Origin of the sequence: Rhizobacter sp., assembly GCF_046595475.1 — a bacterium.
In the GTDB taxonomy this organism is placed as follows: domain Bacteria; phylum Pseudomonadota; class Gammaproteobacteria; order Burkholderiales; family Burkholderiaceae_C; genus Rhizobacter.
Genome location: NZ_JBKJOQ010000097.1, coordinates 1 through 16142 on the forward strand (window position 1 = coordinate 1; position 16142 = coordinate 16142).

Genomic DNA, 16142 nt, shown 5'->3' on the forward strand with positions numbered 1-16142 from the left:
CTTGCAGCTGGATGTCGACCGGTGCCACAGACAGGATCAGGCCGGTGAAGCCCCCCATGGTGAACACGAAGATGAAGCCGACGGCAAACAGCATCGGCGTCTCGAATGTCATGGAGCCACGCCACATGGTGGCGATCCAGTTGAACACCTTCACGCCCGTAGGAATAGCGATCAGCATGGTCGCGTACATGAAAAACAGCTGGCCGGTGACGGGCATGCCGGTCGTGAACATGTGGTGCGCCCACACGATGAACGACAGGATGGCGATCGACGAGGTGGCATACACCATGGAGGTGTAGCCGAACAGGCGTTTGCGGGCGAAGGCCGGCACGATGTGGCTCACGATGCCGAAGGCCGGCAAGATCATGATGTACACCTCGGGGTGGCCGAAGAACCAGAAGATGTGCTGGTACATCACCGGGTCACCGCCGCCGGCGGGGTTGAAGAAGCTGGTGCCGAAGTGGCGGTCGGTCAGCGTCATGGTGATGGCACCGGCCAGCACAGGCATCACGGCGATCAGCAGGTAGGCAGTGATCAGCCAGGTCCAGCAGAACATAGGCATCTTCATCAGCGTCATGCCGGGTGCGCGCATGTTCAAGATGGTCACGATGATGTTGATCGAGCCCATGATCGAAGAGGCGCCGAGTATGTGCATCGCAAAGATGCCGGCGTCCATCGACGGGCCCATTTGCAGCGTGAGCGGTGCGTAGAGCGTCCAGCCTGCGGCGGGCGCGCCACCGGGCATGAAGAACGAACCCACGAGCATCAGGCCAGCCGGAATGAGCAGCCAGAAGCTCAGGTTGTTCATGCGGGCGAAGGCCATGTCTGCCGCGCCGATCTGCAGCGGCACCATCCAGTTCGCGAAGCCCACAAAGGCCGGCATGATGGCGCCGAACACCATGATCAGGCCGTGCATGGTGGTGAGCTGGTTGAACAACCCCGGGTTCACGATCTGCAGGCCGGGCTGAAACAGCTCGGCGCGGATCAGCAGTGCCAGCACGCCGCCGAACAGGAACATCGTGAACGAGAACAGCAGGTACAGCGTACCGATGTCCTTGTGGTTGGTGGCGTACACCCAGCGGCGCCATCCGTATGGGTGGTGGTCATCATGGGCATGGTCATCGTGACCATGGGGGGCCGCGTGGCCGTGGGGGTCAAGTACTGCACTCATGGGTCTTCCTTAGGGGCGCTTGTTCTGGACGCGGATTTGATTACTTGCGGGCAGCGGCAACTTCAGTGGGCTGCACCACCTGGCCGGTCTTGTTCGACCAGTTGTTCTTTGTGTACGTGATCACGGCGGCGATCTCGGTGTCAGAGAGCTGCTTCCACGAAGGCATGGCGCCGTTGTTCTGGCCGTTCAACAGCACATGGATCTGCTTGGTCTTGTCGGCGTCGAGCACCGTCGGCGAGCCGTCGAGCGGCTTGATCGGGCCGGCGCCCTTGCCGTTGGGCTGGTGGCAGGCGGCGCAGTTGGCGCTGTAGACCTTCTCGCCACGGGCCGCCAGATCGGCCAGCACCCAAACCTTGTTGGGGTCGTCAGTCTTTGCGGCGGCTTCCTTTTTCTTGCCATCCACCCACTTCGAATAGTCTTCAGCCGACACAACCTTCACATGGATGGGCATGTAGGCATGCTCTTTGCCGCACAGCTCGGCACACTGGCCATAGAAATTGCCGATCTTCTCGGCGCGGAACCAGGTGTCGCGCACGAAGCCGGGGATCGCGTCTTGCTTGATGCCGAACGAAGGCACCATGAATGCGTGAATCACGTCGTTGGCAGTGGTGATGATGCGGATCTTCTTGTTGACCGGCACCACCAGCGGGTTGTCCACCTTGAGCAGGTAGTCGTCGCCAGAAGGCTTGCCCGAGTCGGACATTTCGCGCTGGCTCACGTCGAGCGTGGACACGAAACCTATGCCTTCGCCCTCGCCCTTCAAGTAGTCGTAGCCCCACTTCCACTGGATGCCGGTGGCCTTGATGGTCAGGTCGGCGGCGCTGGTGTCTTTCATCGCGACCACGGCTTTTGTAGCAGGCAGCGCCATGAAGATCACGATGATGAAGGGCACCACCGTCCAGGCGATCTCGACCTTCACGCTTTCATGGAAATTCGAGGCCTTGTGGCCCTTGGATTTGCGGTGCTTGAAGATCGAATAAAACATCACGCCGAACACGGCGAAGAAGATGACCAGGCACAAAATCATCATGAAGTTGTGCAGGTACTGCTGCTCGGCGGCGATCTGCGTCACCGGCGGGTGAAGGTCGAGCTGATTGACTGCCGGGCCGCCCGGCAGGTCGTTGACGGCCATCGCGGCCGAAGTGGCCAGCAGGGCACCCATTGCCAGGCTGAACTGCCCCACTCTCGCGCAGAGAGACTGGCAAAGTGATTTCGTCATCTTCATCATGGTTGTTTCAGTTTTCAAAATTCACGAAGCCGGCGGGCAGCGCTGCTCGGCGACAGAACAAGCGGCACATCAGAGGGCCTGCTTCTGCCCTGAGTACATATGAGTGATTGCGCTGGAACGCTCTATTCACAGTTCGAACGCCAGACCTGCAAAGACAGGTCGGTACGCTAAAACTCCCTGGCGAACCTGCATTTTTCAAGCCCACGAGTTTAACGCAGGCTTTCACTCCCCTCCAACGGGCTCAGGCGGGTGGTGACTTCCTTCGCACCATGGCACGCATGTCGTCCAGGGAAACCGTGGCTTGTGCACTCAGTGGCACACGAGGCGTGGCCTTGAACGCATGGCCATACGCCACCTCGAATTGCAACTGTATGCGCCCATCGGCGGCAGCCATGGCGCGCAGCTCGGCCATCAGGCGCTCCCGCCAGCGCGGCGTGCGCAAGCCGGCAAACCGCTCCGGAGACGCATTGCCGCCCAAGCCGCGCAGCTCGCGCAGCAGGGCTTCAGGGCTGTCCCAGGTGAGGGTCAGCAGCTCCTGGTCCATTACGGGGTCTGCGAAGCCCGCGTGCACCAGCATGTCGCCCAGGTCGTGCATGTCGACGAAATCGGCCATGGCCGGGGGCCAGCCCATGCGCTGGTAGAGCTCGCTCAGGGCGCGCAAGCTGCCAGGGCCCAGGCAAGAAAACATCACGAAACCATCAACGGCCAGGGCGCGCTGCCAGCGTGCGAAGAGCGCTGCAGGGTCAACCGACGCGTGCAGCATCATGTTGGCCCAGACCAGCTGCACGCTGTTGGCCACCACCTCATCGGGCGACAGCACTTGCGGCGCCGAGCCGCGCCAGCGTTGAGCCGACCACCAAGGCGCCTTGGCTGCCTGCGCACTGCGCTCGCGCAGCGATGGTGTGGGCTCGACAATGAGGCGCAAAGCATGCGGGTAGGCCTTGGACAGCAGCGCCGTGCCGGCCCCGGCGAAGGCCCACCAGTCGAGCACGGCTTGCGGTTGGATGCGGATGATCTCCAGCCGCTCTGCCATGCGGCGCGCCACTTCAGCATGCAACCACGGGGCCTGGTCGGCGAAGGCCAAGCGCCTCAAACACGCACGCACGCGCATCACATCGAGATGGCGTGTGGTGGTGGGCGTGGTGGGCGCGGGGGGCTCGCTCATGGGAAGCGGCAGTATATTGACCCGATGCTTTTCACGCGTCTGCTTGCCGCCATTCCCAGCCTCTGCGCAGTGTGTCGCGGCTGGGGCGCGCAGACCATCTGCGGCGCCTGCACCGCGCGCTTCGCGCAACCGGTGCCGCGCTGCACGCATTGCGCGCTGCAAGTGCCGACTGGCGTGCGCGTGTGCGGGGCCTGCGTGGTCGCGCCCCCTTTCTTCGACGGCGCGCTCACCGGGGTGGAATACGCGCACCCCTGGTCGGCGCTGATCACGCAGTTCAAGTTTCACGAGGCAATTGATCTGGCGCCTGCGCTTGCGGCGCTGCTGCAGGTGGCGCAACAGCGGGTGGGCGCGCCTTTGCCCCACCTGTTGCTGCCCGTCCCGCTGAGCCCCCAGCGCCTGCGCGAGCGCGGCTTCAACCAGGCCTGGGAGCTGACGCGTCGGCTCGGCAGCGCCCTGAAAACAAAGGCAGATGCAGGCTTGCTGCTGCGGCTGAAAGACTCACCCCATCAGCTGGCGCTGCCTCCCGAGAAGCGCGCCGCCAATGTGCGTGGCGTGTTCGCGGTGGAGCCGCTGCGGCGCGCCGAGCTGGGCGGCCTCTCGGTGGCGGTGATCGACGACGTGATGACCACCGGTGCCACCTTCAACGAGATCGCCCGCGTGCTCAAGCAAGCCGGTGCCGCGCGCGTCGAGGCCTGGGCGCTGGCCCGTACGCCACGGCACTGAGGCACTCACAATCGCGCCCTCATGTTCAACATCGTCCTGGTTCACCCCGAGATACCGCCCAACACCGGCAACGTGATCCGCCTGGCGGCCAACACTGGCTGCGCGCTGCACCTGATCGAACCGCTGGGGTTTTCAATGGACGACCGGCTGCTGCGCCGCGCCGGGCTCGATTACCACGAGTACGCACCAGTGCAGCGCCACGCCTCGTGGGCAGCCTTCTTGAGCGCGGCCCAGCCCGACCCGGCGCGCCTGTTTGCCTTCACCACCCGTGGCAGCCGGCCGTTTGCTGACGTGGCGTGGCAAGCCGGTGACTGGCTGGTGTTCGGCTCTGAAACGGCCGGCCTGCCAGCCGAGCTGCGCGACAACATCGCCCAGCCGCAACGCGTGCGCCTGCCTATGCGGCCCGATCAACGCAGCCTGAACCTGAGCAATGCGGTGGCCGTGGCGGTCTTCGAAGCCTGGCGTCAAAACGCCTACGGTGGCGGGGGCTGATCAGCTCTCGCGCCGCGCGTCGCGCGACATCAGCGCCTGAATGGCGCACGCGGGGCTGATGCGCCCGTCAAGCACCTGCACCACCGCATCGGTGATCGGCACATCAACGCCGCACTGCTGCGCGCGCTGCAGCACCGTTGCAGCGCAGGCCACACCTTCGGCCACATGGCCGAGCTCTTGCAGGATTTGTGCGAGCGGCAGGCCTTGGGCCAGCAGCAACCCCACCTTGCGGTTGCGCGACAGATCGCCCGTGGCGGTGAGCACCAGATCGCCCAGCCCGCTCAGGCCCATGAAGGTTTCGGCACGAGCCCCGAGGGCGGTACCCAGGCGGGTCATTTCGGCCAAACCGCGGGTGATGAGCGCTGCACGCGCGTTGAGCCCGAGCTGCATGCCGTCAGAGATGCCGGTCGCAATGGCCATCACGTTCTTGACGGCGCCGCCCACCTCCACGCCCACCGGGTCGCTGGAGGCATAGATGCGCAGGCTGTCGCTGTGAAAGGCCTCGACAGCACGCTCGCACAAGGCTTCGTCGGCGCTCGCCACCACCAGCGCCGCGGGCTGGCCGCGCGCCACTTCGAGCGCGAAGCTCGGCCCCGACAGGACGCCCACGTTCGCCGCGTCGGGCCGCACGGCGCGCGCCACTTCGTGCCCCAGCAGGCCTGCGCGTTCTTGAAAGCCCTTGCACAGCCACAGCACGCCAGGCGCTGTGGCGGGCAGGCGCTGCAGCATCTCGTGCAGGCCGGCCATCGGGGTTGCGATCACGATCAGACCGCCGCGCGCATGGGCCACGGCCGCATCGAAATCGCCCGTGATCTGCAGAGCCGGTGGCAGCCCCACGCCAGGCAGGTAGCGCACGTTTTCACGTGCCGCCTGCATCTGATGCGCTTGCCGGGCGTCTCGCACCCACAGCTGCGTGCTGTGGCGCGCCGCCGTGCTCACCGCCAGCGCCGTGCCCCAGGCACCGGCCCCCAGCAGCGTGAGGTTCATCGCCAGATCAGTTGATCGTGGGGGGAGCGCCGTCGCCGGCAGCTTGTTGTTGCTGCTGCGCCTCGAACATGGCCTGGAAGTTGACCTCGGCCAGCACCACCGGCGGGAAGCCGGCGCGCGTGCAGACGTCGGAGACGATGGCGCGCAAGTACGGGTAGATGATCTGTGGGCAGGCAATGCCGATGATGGGCTGCAGCTGGTCTTCCGGAACGTTGCGTATCTCGAAAATGCCGGCCTGCTTGGCTTCCACCAAGAACAGCGTCTTGTCGGCCACCGTGGTGGTGACGGTGGCGGTCACGGTCACCTCATAGATGCCGTCGGCCACAGGGGCGGCAGCCAGGCCCAGGTTGATGTCGACCTGGGGTTGCGCCTGCTCCAACAAGATCTGCGGGGAGTTGGGCTGCTCGAGCGACAAGTCCTTCAGGTACACGCGTTGAATCTGGAACACGGGGGCGGTGTTGGGGGTCTCGTCGGCCATGGTGGTCTCGCTGAATTGCAAAGAGAAGTGAAAACAAAAAGCCCGCACAAGGTGCGGACCGGGGCTGGATTATGTCCGAGGGTATGTGACGGTTCAGCCTGCCTGCAAGAGGGGCATCAGCCCGCCGCGCTGGTCGAGCGCGATCAGGTCGTCGCAGCCGCCGACGTGGGTGCTGCCAATGAAGATCTGCGGCACGGTGCGCCGGCCGGTCTTCTCGATCATGGTGTTGCGTTGCGAGGGGTCGAGGTCGACCCTGATTTCATCGATCTGCACCACGCCCCGCTGCTTGAGCAGCATCTTGGCGCGCTGACAAAACGGGCACACCTGGGTGGTGTACATCTTGACGGTCTGCATCCCGAGTTCTCCGATTCAGGCCGATTTCTCTACCGGCAGATTGGCCTCGCGCCACGCCTTCAGGCCACCGGCCAAAGGGCGTGAGTTTGCAAAACCGAGTTTGGTCAGGATACCCACGGCCTTGGATGCGCGTGCGCCGTTGGCACACACCACCACCAGCGGCAAGGCCTTGTTCTTGGGCAGATGGGTGGTCGACTCGAGCGTGGCAAGAGGCACGTTCTTGGCGCCGCCGGCATGGCCAGCAGCGTACTCGGCGGGCTCGCTCACATCGATGAGAACGGCGCGCTCGCGGTTGATCATCAGCACCGCTTCAGCAGTGCTGACAGCCCCCACCTGCGCCCCGGCACGCAGGCGCGGCCAGACGAGCAAACCACCCGAGATCAGGGCCACAGCGATCAGATACCAGTTGTCGACGAAGAATTTCACAAGGAGGCCCAGGGTGTTGGAGGCAAAGGCGAATTATAGAATTCGGCCCTTCGTCGACTGTCTTCAAGCCCTCGCGCCCCTCTGCCATGTACAAACTTGTGCTCATTCGCCACGGCGAATCGACCTGGAACCTCGAAAACCGATTCACCGGCTGGGTCGATGTAGACCTCACCCCCACCGGCGTGGCACAGGCCCAGCAAGCCGGGCGGCTGCTGAAGGCGGGCGGCTATGACTTCGACGTGGCCTACACCTCTGTGCTCAAGCGCGCCATCTGGACGCTGTGGCACACCCTCGATCAGATGGACCGCACCTGGCTGCCAGTGGTACACCACTGGCGCTTGAACGAGCGCCACTATGGCGGCCTGCAAGGCCTGAACAAGGCCGAGACTGCCAAGCAATATGGCGACGAGCAGGTGCTGGTATGGCGCCGCAGCTACGACACCCCGCCGCCGCCGCTGGCCGCCGATGCACCGCTCAGCCAGCGCGGCGACATCCGCTACGCCAAGCTCAAGCCGGAAGACGTGCCGCTCACCGAATGCCTCAAAGACACCGTGGTTCGCGTGATGCCGGTGTGGAACGAGAGCATCGCCCCGGCCATCAAGGCAGGCAAGCGCATCGTGATTGCGGCGCACGGCAACAGCATTCGCGCGCTGGTGAAGTACCTGGACAACATCGCCGATGACGCCATCGTGGGCGTCAACATCCCCAACGGCATACCGCTCGTCTACGAGCTCGATGCGCAGCTGAAGCCCATCAAGAGCTACTACCTGGGCGATGCCGAAGCCGCCGCCAAGGCTGCCGCCACTGTGGCGAACCAGGGCAAGAACGCCTAGCTCGACAGCCCGTAAAGCCGCTCCGGCGGCACGCGCGTGACCAGCGATTTGTCGGCCACCAGCCCGGCAATGGCGTATTCCGGTCGCGCCGTTTCGCGGCGGGCCACATGCAAGATGGGCACGCCCGACTTGTCGGTGATGCTCATGGCGATGGGGGTATTGGCGCTGGCGGTGCGCCTAACCACCACCGCCAGCTCACCCGACTTGAGCTTCACGAATTCGCCCGGCGGGTAGATGCCGAACTCCTTGATGATGGCCATCGCCATCACTCCCCCGCTGTCGACCTTGAATAGCTGGCGCGCGGCATCTTGCGCCGACAACGGCTTGCGAATGGCACGCGGGCTGATCTTGGCCATGAAGACATCGGCGTACTTGAGCGCCATGGCCATCTCAGACAGCTGCGTGAGCTTGCGCGGGTAACCCGAGCCATCGGTCCATTCGTGGTGCTGCTCAACCGCGGTGAGCCACTCTTCATCGGCCACGCCAATCTCGCGCAGCATCTGCGCACTCTTGAGCGGGTGCTCATGCAAGATGACGCGCTGCTCTTCGAGCATGGGCACCCCCTGCGCCGCCAGGCGCCCTTGCAGCTCAAACGCCGACATGTTCATGGTGAGCGCGGCTTTCACCAGCGTGATGCAGCGCTCGCGCGGCCAGCCCATGCGGTTGGCCATGAGGAAGCAGATCAGCGCCGTGAACACCGCATGGCTCAACCCATAGACGGGAAAGCGATGCTGATCCTGCCGCACCGCGAGAAAGATGCCGATGTCGGCGTCGCGCTCCACCAGTTGCACCAGATGCCCCGCCAACTCTTCCAGGCGCGCCGGAAAACCGGCTTCGAGCTTGGCGTCTTTGGTCAGACGCTCCAGGCGCCACAGCAGCTTGTCCCACAAGCCGAAGAGGCTGACAGGGCGCAGGTCGGCGGCAGGGGGCTCGGCCACGCGCCCGCTGGCCGCGGCCTGCGCTGCCAGTGCCGCCTTCACTTCTTCGGGGTCGACCATGGCGCCGTGCGCCAGCAGCGCCGCGAGCTGCTCGTCGTCTTCGATCACGCCACCGCGGGCCAGCAGCAGGTGACCTTCAGCGTCACGCACCTCCCATAACGAGGGCACGCCAAAATGCACCAAGGTCCGAACCATCTTGACAAGCGCCATGGCAAACCTCCGCTATGGTCGAAATGTAGCGCCCGCGGGCCCTGGCGGCGCACGACTTGCGCCAAATCGTTCACTTGGGAGCGGATCTCAACCGAGCAAACGGTGGCGCGTCCAGTGTGGGCTGCGCAGGCGCTTTCTGAAGAGAATGCCGCGCACCACCCAGTCGCTGAACATGCCCATCCACACGCCGATCACGCCCAGGCCGAGCACGATGCCCATCACGTAGCCGGCCGCGATGCGCAAGCCCCACATCGTGCAAGTGGCCACAACCAGTGCATAGCGGGTGTCGCCCGCACCGCGCAAGCCTGCGGGCAGCACAAACGACGCCCCCCACACCGGCATGACCAAGCAGCTCAGCGCGATCAACCATGCTGCCTGGCGTACCACCTCAGGGTTGTTGCCAAACAGCTGGGCCAGCAGGTAGGAAAAGGGCAATACCACCGCCGCCATTGCGGTGAGCGACCAGTCGGCGCTGCGCACCAGACGGCGCAGCATGCGGCGCGCCGCCTCTACCTCGCCGGCGCCGAGGCGCATGCCCACCAGCGTGGTGGCCGCCACACCGAGCGCGGTGCCCGGCGCATACAGCAAAGCCGCCACCGAGAAGGCGACGAAATTGGCCGCCATGGCCGCGGTGCCTAAGCCCACGACCATGGTTTGCGTGATGAGCTTGCCGATGTGGAAGAACGAGGTTTCCAGCGCCGCCGGCCAGCCTATGCGCAAGATGGCTCGCATGAAGTCACCTCGCAGCGGCCAGCCGGCGGCATGCGCCTCGCCACGCTGCAGCGTGGGCCACAGCGAGAGCAAGGCCAGCGCCACACCGGTACAGCGCGCAATCAACAGCGCGGCACCCGCGCCCGCCACGCTGCCATTCGAGCGGTTCATGAAGAGCGCGGCCAGCACGATCTGCAGCACATTCATCGTCACCTGCACGCGCATGGCGGCATCGGTGCGCGCCATGCCGCGCAGCACGCCGCACGACACGATCACAAGCGAGGTGGGTAAGCCCGCCACGATGAGCCATCGAAAGTAAAGGTCGGCCTGCGTGACCACCGCCAGTTCGGCGCCAGGCAGGAGCGTCGCGATCCAGGCGCCACGGGTGAACCACAGCAGTGTGGCGATGGCCGCACCGGCGCAGACCGCGAGCAACAAGGCGCTGAAGGCCACCGAGCGCACATCTTCTCGCCGACCGGCGCCCAGGCAATGCGCCACCGTCACCGTGGTGCCTATCGCCAGCCCGCCAAACACCGCATTGAGCAGGAAGCCCAGCGCATCCATCATGCCGATGGCTGCGACCGACGACGCGCCCAGGTGGCTGGCCAGCCCCATCACCACCGTGCCGGTCAGCACCAGCGCGAGCTCTTGCACCAGCACCGGGCCCGCCAAGGCCCACACGCCCCGCGGTCGCGTGAAGCGGCGACGGCATTGATAGCGAATCCAACGCCAGCGAGAAGGAGGGGTGGGGCCGGGCATGGCGGGTGGCAAGGGACACCCAACATAACGCAGCGGCTGCGCCTGCGCTGTCACCTGCGGCAACCGGCTCACGATTCATACACCTGCAGTGCCCGGTTTCATGGCGCGGCTGCATGGGGGCCAATGAAGGGAGAACGGCGCACGCGGCTGCAGGCCGCACTGAAACCACACCACCGGCCGGCGCCCGAGTGAGAACTCAGCTGCTGAGGGCGATCTCGCCGTCCAGCGCCTGCGCCAGCTTGGCGAGCTCGTCCTGGTTCAGATCTGACACCACCCAGTAGCGCATGCCACCGTGCACCCAGTGCCTGGCGTTGAAGCCGCGCAGCGTTTGCGCCTGCACCGCCGAGTCGGATTCTTGCGTGGGCCACACGAAGGCGTCGACCACGTGCTCGCGCTGCTTGTAGACCAGAGCCGCGACCGGGTGGCCGCCGAGGTAGTCGACGCGCCCGCCGAGAAACACCACGCCCGGGAGCTTCAGGTCGTGGACCGGCGGCGAGAAATCGAGCCGCGCGGACAGCCACGGTTTCACGGTGTGCCGGTCTGACGAGGCCACGTCGACCAGCCGCTGGCCCAGTGTGGCCCGGACATGGCTGGCCACGGTCTCTTGCATCAGGCGATCGTCTTGCCTGAAGTGCGCGAGCGCCAGCACTGTGGCCCAGGGCAACAAGCCCGCGAGGCCGATGGCCAAAACGGCGGGCCGCCAGGCGAACCAGCGCTGCAGCGCTGATTCGCCAGTGGTTGCGGGGGCGGGGGCGCCCAGTGCGCGAATGCGCGTGGCCAAGGCCGCAGGCATCTCGTGGTAATCAGCCTGCTGCCGTACCGTGCGGCGCAACTGCTGAAGCCTGTCGACCTGCGCACGCAAGACGGCGTCTTGCGCCAGCTTCGTTTCGATGTCGAGCTGCTGCGTGAGGTCGAGCTCGCCGTCGATGAAGGCGTGGAGGTGGGTGGTATCGAAAGCGGTGCTCATGGGGTGTCTGTGCTGCGCGCAGAGCGCGCTACGGTGCGCAGCACCGGCCGCGCACCCGGCTGCAAGGCCTGCTGCATCAGCCCGCGGGCGCGGGCCAGGCGCGACATCACGGTGCCCAGCGGCACGTCGGCAATGCGAGCGATGTCTTTGTACGAGAGGTCTTCAAGTTCACGCAGCACCAGCACCTCGCGGTAGACGATGGGCAGGCCGGCAATCGCATGGTTGATCTGCGCGCGGTCGGCCTTGCGCTGCGCGACGGCGTGCGGCTCGTCGGCCGCGGGCGCAGCGCTTTCACGCCCGGGCTCATCGTTGTCATCGAAGGCCACGACCTCGGCCGGGCGGTTTTCTTTCAGCCACGAATAACAGGTGTGGCGCACGATCTGCAGCAGCCAGGGCCGCACCTGCTCGCCACGAAAGCCACCGAAGTGCCGCATCGCGCGCAGGCAGGCCTCTTGCACCACGTCTTCGGCGTCGTGGTCATTGCGGGTCAACCAGCGCGCGAGGTTGTAGGCCGCGCCCAGGTGCGGCAAGGCGATGGCCACAAAGCGCTGGCGGTTCTCTTCGTCGGCCAAGGAGCTTCCTTTCTCCTGGTGCATACCGATCTCGGCCAGGTTTTATTCCCACTGAGACGCGTACCCGAGTGAATCGTTGGGCCGGGAATTTTGCGCAGCCCGCGCGGGTATGGCATGTACGGCGCACGCAGTGTGCGCCAGGAGACATCCATGACGCAGCACATCGACCGCAGACAGTTCTTGCACCTCGCCGGCCTGGGCGGCGCGGTGTTCGCCTCGGGGCTGGCGGGCTGTGCCTCGCCGGCCGCGGGCGCGCCAGACGATTTCTATTTCGTGCAGCTGTCGGATACACACTGGGGCTTCGAGGGCGCGCCCAACCCCGATGCCAAAGGCACGCTGCCCAAGGCCGTGGCCGCCGTCAATGCGCTCGCGCAGCAGCCCGATTTCGTGGTCTTCACTGGCGACCTCACCCACACCACCGACGACCCGAAAGAGCGCCGCCGCCGCATGGCTGAGTTTCGCGACATCGTGGCCGAGCTCAGGGTCAAGACCGTGCGCTTCATGCCCGGCGAGCACGATGCCTCGCTCGACAACGGCGAGGCGTTCAAGGAATTCTTCGGTGCCACGCACTACGCCTTCGACCACAAGGGCGTGCACTTCATCGCGCTCGACAACGTGAGCGACCCGGGCGCGAAAATAGGCGACGAGCAGCTCGCCTGGCTGGCCGCCGACCTGGCCCGCCAGCCCAAGAGCGCCCACATCGTGGTGCTCACGCACCGGCCCTTGTTCGACCTCTACCCGCAATGGGACTGGGCCACGCGCGACGGCGCCCGCGCGGTCGAGCTGCTGATGCCGCACGACAAGGTCACCGTGTTCTACGGCCACATCCACCAAGAGCACCACTTCATGACCGGGCACATCGCGCACCATTCGGCCAAGTCGTTGATCTTCCCGCTGCCCGCACCCGGCTCGCAGCCGCGCCGCGCGCCGCTGCCCTGGGACCCGGCCCAACCTTATCGCGGCCTGGGCTTTCGCGAGATCGAGACCGAAGCCAAGAGCGGCGGCTACGAGATCAACGAGCTGCCGTTGCGCAAGGCCTGAGCCCATGCCATTCAACACGACACGCCGCACATTCGTCGCTGCGGCCAGCCTGCTGTCCTTTGTGGGCCTGGCCGCATCCCAAACACCCGAGAAAGCCATCCGCATCACGGTGCGCAAGTTCGAGTTCGAGCCCCGCCACATTGCGTTGAAGAAAGGCGAGGCGGTGGTGCTCGAGTTCAGCTCGCAAGACGTCATCATGGGCTTCAACCTCAGCGCCTTCGGCCTGCGCACCGACATCGTTCCGGGCCAGCCCCGCAGCCTGCACTTCACACCCGACAAGACCGGCGAGTTCGTCTTCTATTGCGACGTGTTTTGCGGCAATGGCCATGAAGAGATGGACGGCATGCTGACCGTGACGGCGTAAGCACTGATCCAAAGAGACCGCGCAAGACTGGCCTCGAACCAACCACCGCCCCTGGCGGCCTGCACTTTCTGACACACCTGGGCGATGCTTTGAACGAAGCGCTCGCCTGAATGCCGCAGAATGCACCGATGTCTCGCACACACACCCGCGGTTTCACGCTCACCGAGATGATGGTCGTGGTCGCCATCATCGCCATCCTCGCCATGATGGCGGTGCCCAGCATGCACAACAAGCTCATCCGTGCACAGCTCGTCGAAGCCATGCCGCTGGCTGATGTGGCCAAGCAACCGGTGGCGGCCGCCTGGTTGGCACTCAAGAGTGTGCCCGACGACAACGCTGCGGCCGGGTTGCCGGCGGCCGACAAGATCGTCAACAACTACGTGCAGTCGGTCACCGTGGAGATGGGCGCCGTGCACGTGGTGTTCGGCAACCGCGCCTACGGTGCGCTCAAGGGCAAGACCCTGACGCTGCGCCCCGGTGTGGTGGAAGACGCGCCCGTGGTGCCGGTTGCGTGGGTGTGCGGCCATGCCAAGGCGCCCGACAACATGAAAGCCCTGGGCACCGACAAGACCAACATTCCCAACATCTATCTGCCGGTGAATTGCCTCTGAGCGGGTCAGTGCTGCGGGCTTCCGGCCAGATCGAGTCCGAGTGCGCCGGCAATCTGCCCTCGCACCGCCTCGCACAGTTCCCTGCGATCACACGCCTGTGTCGGCAACGCCGGCAAGTGCGTGACGAAGACCTGTATGCCATCGGCCATGGCGACCTGCCAGAGCGAGGTCACGAGCGTGGTGTCGCCCACCCACACCACCGCGCGGCTGGGCTGGTCGTCGGCTTCGACGTAGCGCAGCGCAATCGGCTGCAGGGGCGTGGCGGTAGAGATGGCCGCCTGCATCAGGTTGGCGTGGAAAGGCAGGAGCGATGAGCCGTCCCCGGTGGTGCCTTCAGGGAACATGGCCACCGTGTCGCCGCGCTTCAGCGCCTCGGCAATCTGGTGCACCACGCGCAGCGCGTCACGCTTGCGCTCGCGCTCGATGAACAAGGTGCCACCGCACGCCACCAACCAGCCCAGCACGGGCCAGGCGCGCACATCGGACTTGGAGACAAAGCGCGCCGGATGCACCGCGTTGATGGCCATGATGTCGAGCCACGAGACGTGATTCGATGCAAGCAAGGTGGCGCCGCCGTTGGGCATGCCGCTGCCGTGGACGCGCAGGCCCAGCACGCGGGCCATCTTGGCGCACCAGCGGCCGGTTTGCACCAGCCGCTGCGGTGGCTCGATGAACGGATAGATGACCGCGCAGCGCGCCAAGCCGGCACCGATGTGCACCACGCATCGGGCCAGACGCCAAACCCCTCTCAGCGTGCGCAACACTCCGCTCACCCGGCTCACCCCGCCTCGTGGGCCACGTGGCCTGCCACGAGGGTGTACTTCACGCGGCCGGGCAACTCATAGCCCACAAACGGCGAGTGCTTGCCCTGGCTCTTGAGCGCAGCGGGCTGCACCGTCCAGCGCTCGGTGGCGTCAAACACGCACACATCGGCCATGCCGCCTTCGACCAGGCGGCCAGCGCTCGATGCGATAGAGCCCAGTGCATCGCCCAGCACACGCACCGGCTCGCAGGTCACGGCGGCCAGCGTCTTGCCCAGACCCACACCCTGCTCGTCACCCCACTTGAGCGCCAGGCTCAGCAGCAGCTCCAGGCCGGTGGCGCCAGGCTCGGCTTCGGCGAAGGGCAGGTTCTTCATGTCTTCATCGACCGGCGTGTGGTCGCTCACCAGCGCGTCGATGGTGCCGTCGGCCAGCGCGGCGCGTATGGCGTCGCGGTCGCGCTGCTGACGCAGCGGCGGCGTCATGCGCATGGCGGCGTTGAAGTAGCCGATGTCCATGTCGGTCAGGTGCAGGTGATTCACGCTCACGTCGCAAGTGACGGGCAGGCCCTCGGCCTTGGCCTGGCGCACGAGTGCAATGCCGGCAGCGCTGCTCAGACGGCACAGGTGCACACGCGCGCCAGTCACGCGCACCAGCTCGAAGATGGTGTGCAGCGCAATCGTCTCGGCAATCACCGGCACGCCGGTCAGGCCCAGTCGCGTGGCAAGCGCGCCGCTGGCCGCCACGCCCTTGCCAAGGTAGGAGTCTTGCGGGCGCAGCCACACCGTGTAGCCAAAGGTCGAGGCGTATTGCAGCGCGCGCTGCATCACCAGCGTGTCGGCCAGGGCCACATCGGCCTGAGAAAAGCCCACACAGCCCGCCTCGGTGAGCTCGGCCATCTCGGTCAACACCTCGCCGGCCAGGTTGCGCGTGAGCGCACCCAACGGGTAGAGGTGCGACTGGTTGAGGTTGCGCGCGCGGAACTTGAGCATCTCGACCAGGCCGGGCTCGTCCAGCGGCGGGTCGGTGTCGGGCGGGCAAACCAGGCTGGTCACGCCACCGGCCACGGCCGCCGCCATTTCAGATTCGAGCATGCCCTCGTGCTCGTGGCCGGGCTCGCGCAGGCGCACCGCCAAGTCGACGAGACCGGGCGCCACGATCAACCCCTTGGCGTCGAGGGTACGGGTGGCGCGGAACTCGGGGTTGACCTTACCCAGCGAGACGATGCGGCCGGCGGCAATCGCCACGTCGCCCAGTTCGTCGCGCCCACTCGCAGGGTCGATCAGGCGGCCGTTCTTGATCAGGAGTTTCATCTGGTTTTGTGTTTCCGATTGCCCTGAGCCTGTCGACG

At 65.7% G+C, this 16142-nt stretch carries 19 protein-coding genes; 6 read left to right on the forward strand and 13 right to left on the reverse strand.

The window, feature by feature from the left end; translation table 11 throughout:
• The 3 genes from AC30QB_RS17825 to AC30QB_RS17835 form a co-directional block, all read right to left on the reverse strand.
• On the reverse strand, positions 1-1171 hold a 1171-nt coding region (locus AC30QB_RS17825; RefSeq protein ID WP_489547601.1), incomplete at its 3' end, for a cbb3-type cytochrome c oxidase subunit I.
• 40 nt (positions 1172-1211) lie between these two features.
• Positions 1212-2333, reverse strand: coding sequence for a cytochrome c oxidase subunit II (gene coxB, locus AC30QB_RS17830; RefSeq protein ID WP_489547602.1), 1122 nt, complete (start codon positions 2331-2333; stop codon positions 1212-1214).
• A gap of 307 nt (positions 2334-2640) precedes the next feature.
• Positions 2641-3564, reverse strand: a complete 924-nt coding sequence (locus AC30QB_RS17835) for a class I SAM-dependent methyltransferase (RefSeq protein WP_489547603.1) — start codon at positions 3562-3564, stop codon at positions 2641-2643.
• 24 nt (positions 3565-3588) lie between these two features.
• On the opposite strand from AC30QB_RS17835, the gene AC30QB_RS17840 reads away from it, so the two are divergent.
• Positions 3589-4287: a ComF family protein gene (locus AC30QB_RS17840; protein ID WP_489547604.1), complete on the forward strand. Its 699-nt coding sequence runs from the start codon at positions 3589-3591 to the stop codon at positions 4285-4287.
• Positions 4288-4308: 21 nt separating this feature from the next.
• Positions 4309-4779: a tRNA (uridine(34)/cytosine(34)/5-carboxymethylaminomethyluridine(34)-2'-O)-methyltransferase TrmL gene (gene trmL / locus AC30QB_RS17845; RefSeq protein ID WP_489547605.1), complete on the forward strand. Its 471-nt coding sequence runs from the start codon at positions 4309-4311 to the stop codon at positions 4777-4779.
• Here the strand turns inward: trmL and AC30QB_RS17850 are convergent, their stop codons facing one another.
• From AC30QB_RS17850 to AC30QB_RS17865, 4 genes are all read right to left on the reverse strand, one after another.
• Positions 4780-5766, reverse strand: a complete 987-nt coding sequence (locus AC30QB_RS17850; protein WP_489547606.1) for an NAD(P)H-dependent glycerol-3-phosphate dehydrogenase — start codon at positions 5764-5766, stop codon at positions 4780-4782.
• A 7-nt stretch (positions 5767-5773) separates the two neighbouring features.
• Positions 5774-6244 (reverse strand): protein-export chaperone SecB, encoded by a 471-nt coding sequence (gene secB / locus AC30QB_RS17855; protein WP_489547607.1) that lies wholly within the window; start codon positions 6242-6244, stop codon positions 5774-5776.
• 93 nt (positions 6245-6337) lie between these two features.
• Positions 6338-6598 carry a glutaredoxin 3 gene (gene grxC, locus AC30QB_RS17860; RefSeq protein ID WP_489547608.1) on the reverse strand — a complete coding sequence of 87 codons (261 nt, stop codon included), beginning with the start codon at positions 6596-6598 and terminating at the stop codon, positions 6338-6340.
• A 15-nt stretch (positions 6599-6613) separates the two neighbouring features.
• Complete coding sequence (locus AC30QB_RS17865; protein WP_489547609.1) at positions 6614-7024, reverse strand: rhodanese-like domain-containing protein; 411 nt, start codon at positions 7022-7024, stop codon at positions 6614-6616.
• Between the two features lie 86 nt (positions 7025-7110).
• Between AC30QB_RS17865 and gpmA the strand changes: the two genes are divergently transcribed.
• Positions 7111-7857, forward strand: a complete 747-nt coding sequence (gpmA, locus tag AC30QB_RS17870) for a 2,3-diphosphoglycerate-dependent phosphoglycerate mutase (protein WP_489547610.1) — start codon at positions 7111-7113, stop codon at positions 7855-7857.
• Here the strand turns inward: gpmA and AC30QB_RS17875 are convergent.
• The 4 genes from AC30QB_RS17875 to AC30QB_RS17890 form a co-directional block, all read right to left on the reverse strand.
• Positions 7854-9005, reverse strand: a complete 1152-nt coding sequence (locus tag AC30QB_RS17875) for an HD-GYP domain-containing protein (RefSeq protein WP_489547611.1) — start codon at positions 9003-9005, stop codon at positions 7854-7856. The two genes, gpmA and AC30QB_RS17875, sit on opposite strands and share 4 nt — an antisense overlap.
• Positions 9006-9092: 87 nt before the next feature.
• Positions 9093-10397, reverse strand: a complete 1305-nt coding sequence (locus tag AC30QB_RS17880; protein WP_489547612.1) for an MATE family efflux transporter — start codon at positions 10395-10397, stop codon at positions 9093-9095.
• Between the two features lie 274 nt (positions 10398-10671).
• On the reverse strand, positions 10672-11442 hold the full coding sequence (locus AC30QB_RS17885; protein WP_489547613.1) for an anti-sigma factor family protein: 771 nt from the start codon (positions 11440-11442) through the stop codon (positions 10672-10674).
• Complete coding sequence (locus AC30QB_RS17890; protein ID WP_489547614.1) at positions 11439-12038, reverse strand: sigma-70 family RNA polymerase sigma factor; 600 nt, start codon at positions 12036-12038, stop codon at positions 11439-11441. Before AC30QB_RS17890 ends, AC30QB_RS17885 begins: the two co-directional genes overlap by 4 nt.
• A 126-nt stretch (positions 12039-12164) precedes the next feature.
• On the opposite strand from AC30QB_RS17890, the gene AC30QB_RS17895 reads away from it, so the two are divergent.
• The 3 genes from AC30QB_RS17895 to AC30QB_RS17905 all read left to right on the forward strand — a co-directional run bounded on the left by AC30QB_RS17895 (position 12165) and on the right by AC30QB_RS17905 (position 14030).
• Positions 12165-13055: a metallophosphoesterase family protein gene (locus AC30QB_RS17895; RefSeq protein ID WP_489547615.1), complete on the forward strand. Its 891-nt coding sequence runs from the start codon at positions 12165-12167 to the stop codon at positions 13053-13055.
• Positions 13056-13059: 4 nt separating this feature from the next.
• Complete coding sequence (locus tag AC30QB_RS17900) at positions 13060-13419, forward strand: cupredoxin domain-containing protein (RefSeq protein ID WP_489547616.1); 360 nt, start codon at positions 13060-13062, stop codon at positions 13417-13419.
• Positions 13420-13547: 128 nt separating this feature from the next.
• A complete protein-coding gene (locus tag AC30QB_RS17905; protein WP_489547617.1) occupies positions 13548-14030 on the forward strand; it encodes a pilin in 483 nt (160 codons plus the stop codon).
• A gap of 5 nt (positions 14031-14035) precedes the next feature.
• Here the strand turns inward: AC30QB_RS17905 and AC30QB_RS17910 are convergent, their stop codons facing one another.
• Together AC30QB_RS17910 and AC30QB_RS17915 are read right to left on the reverse strand one after the other, a co-directional pair.
• Positions 14036-14749: a lysophospholipid acyltransferase family protein gene (locus AC30QB_RS17910; protein WP_489547618.1), complete on the reverse strand. Its 714-nt coding sequence runs from the start codon at positions 14747-14749 to the stop codon at positions 14036-14038.
• Positions 14750-14808: 59 nt separating this feature from the next.
• Positions 14809-16104 (reverse strand): dihydroorotase, encoded by a 1296-nt coding sequence (locus tag AC30QB_RS17915; protein ID WP_489547619.1) that lies wholly within the window; start codon positions 16102-16104, stop codon positions 14809-14811.
• Positions 16105-16142: the final 38 nt, after the last annotated feature.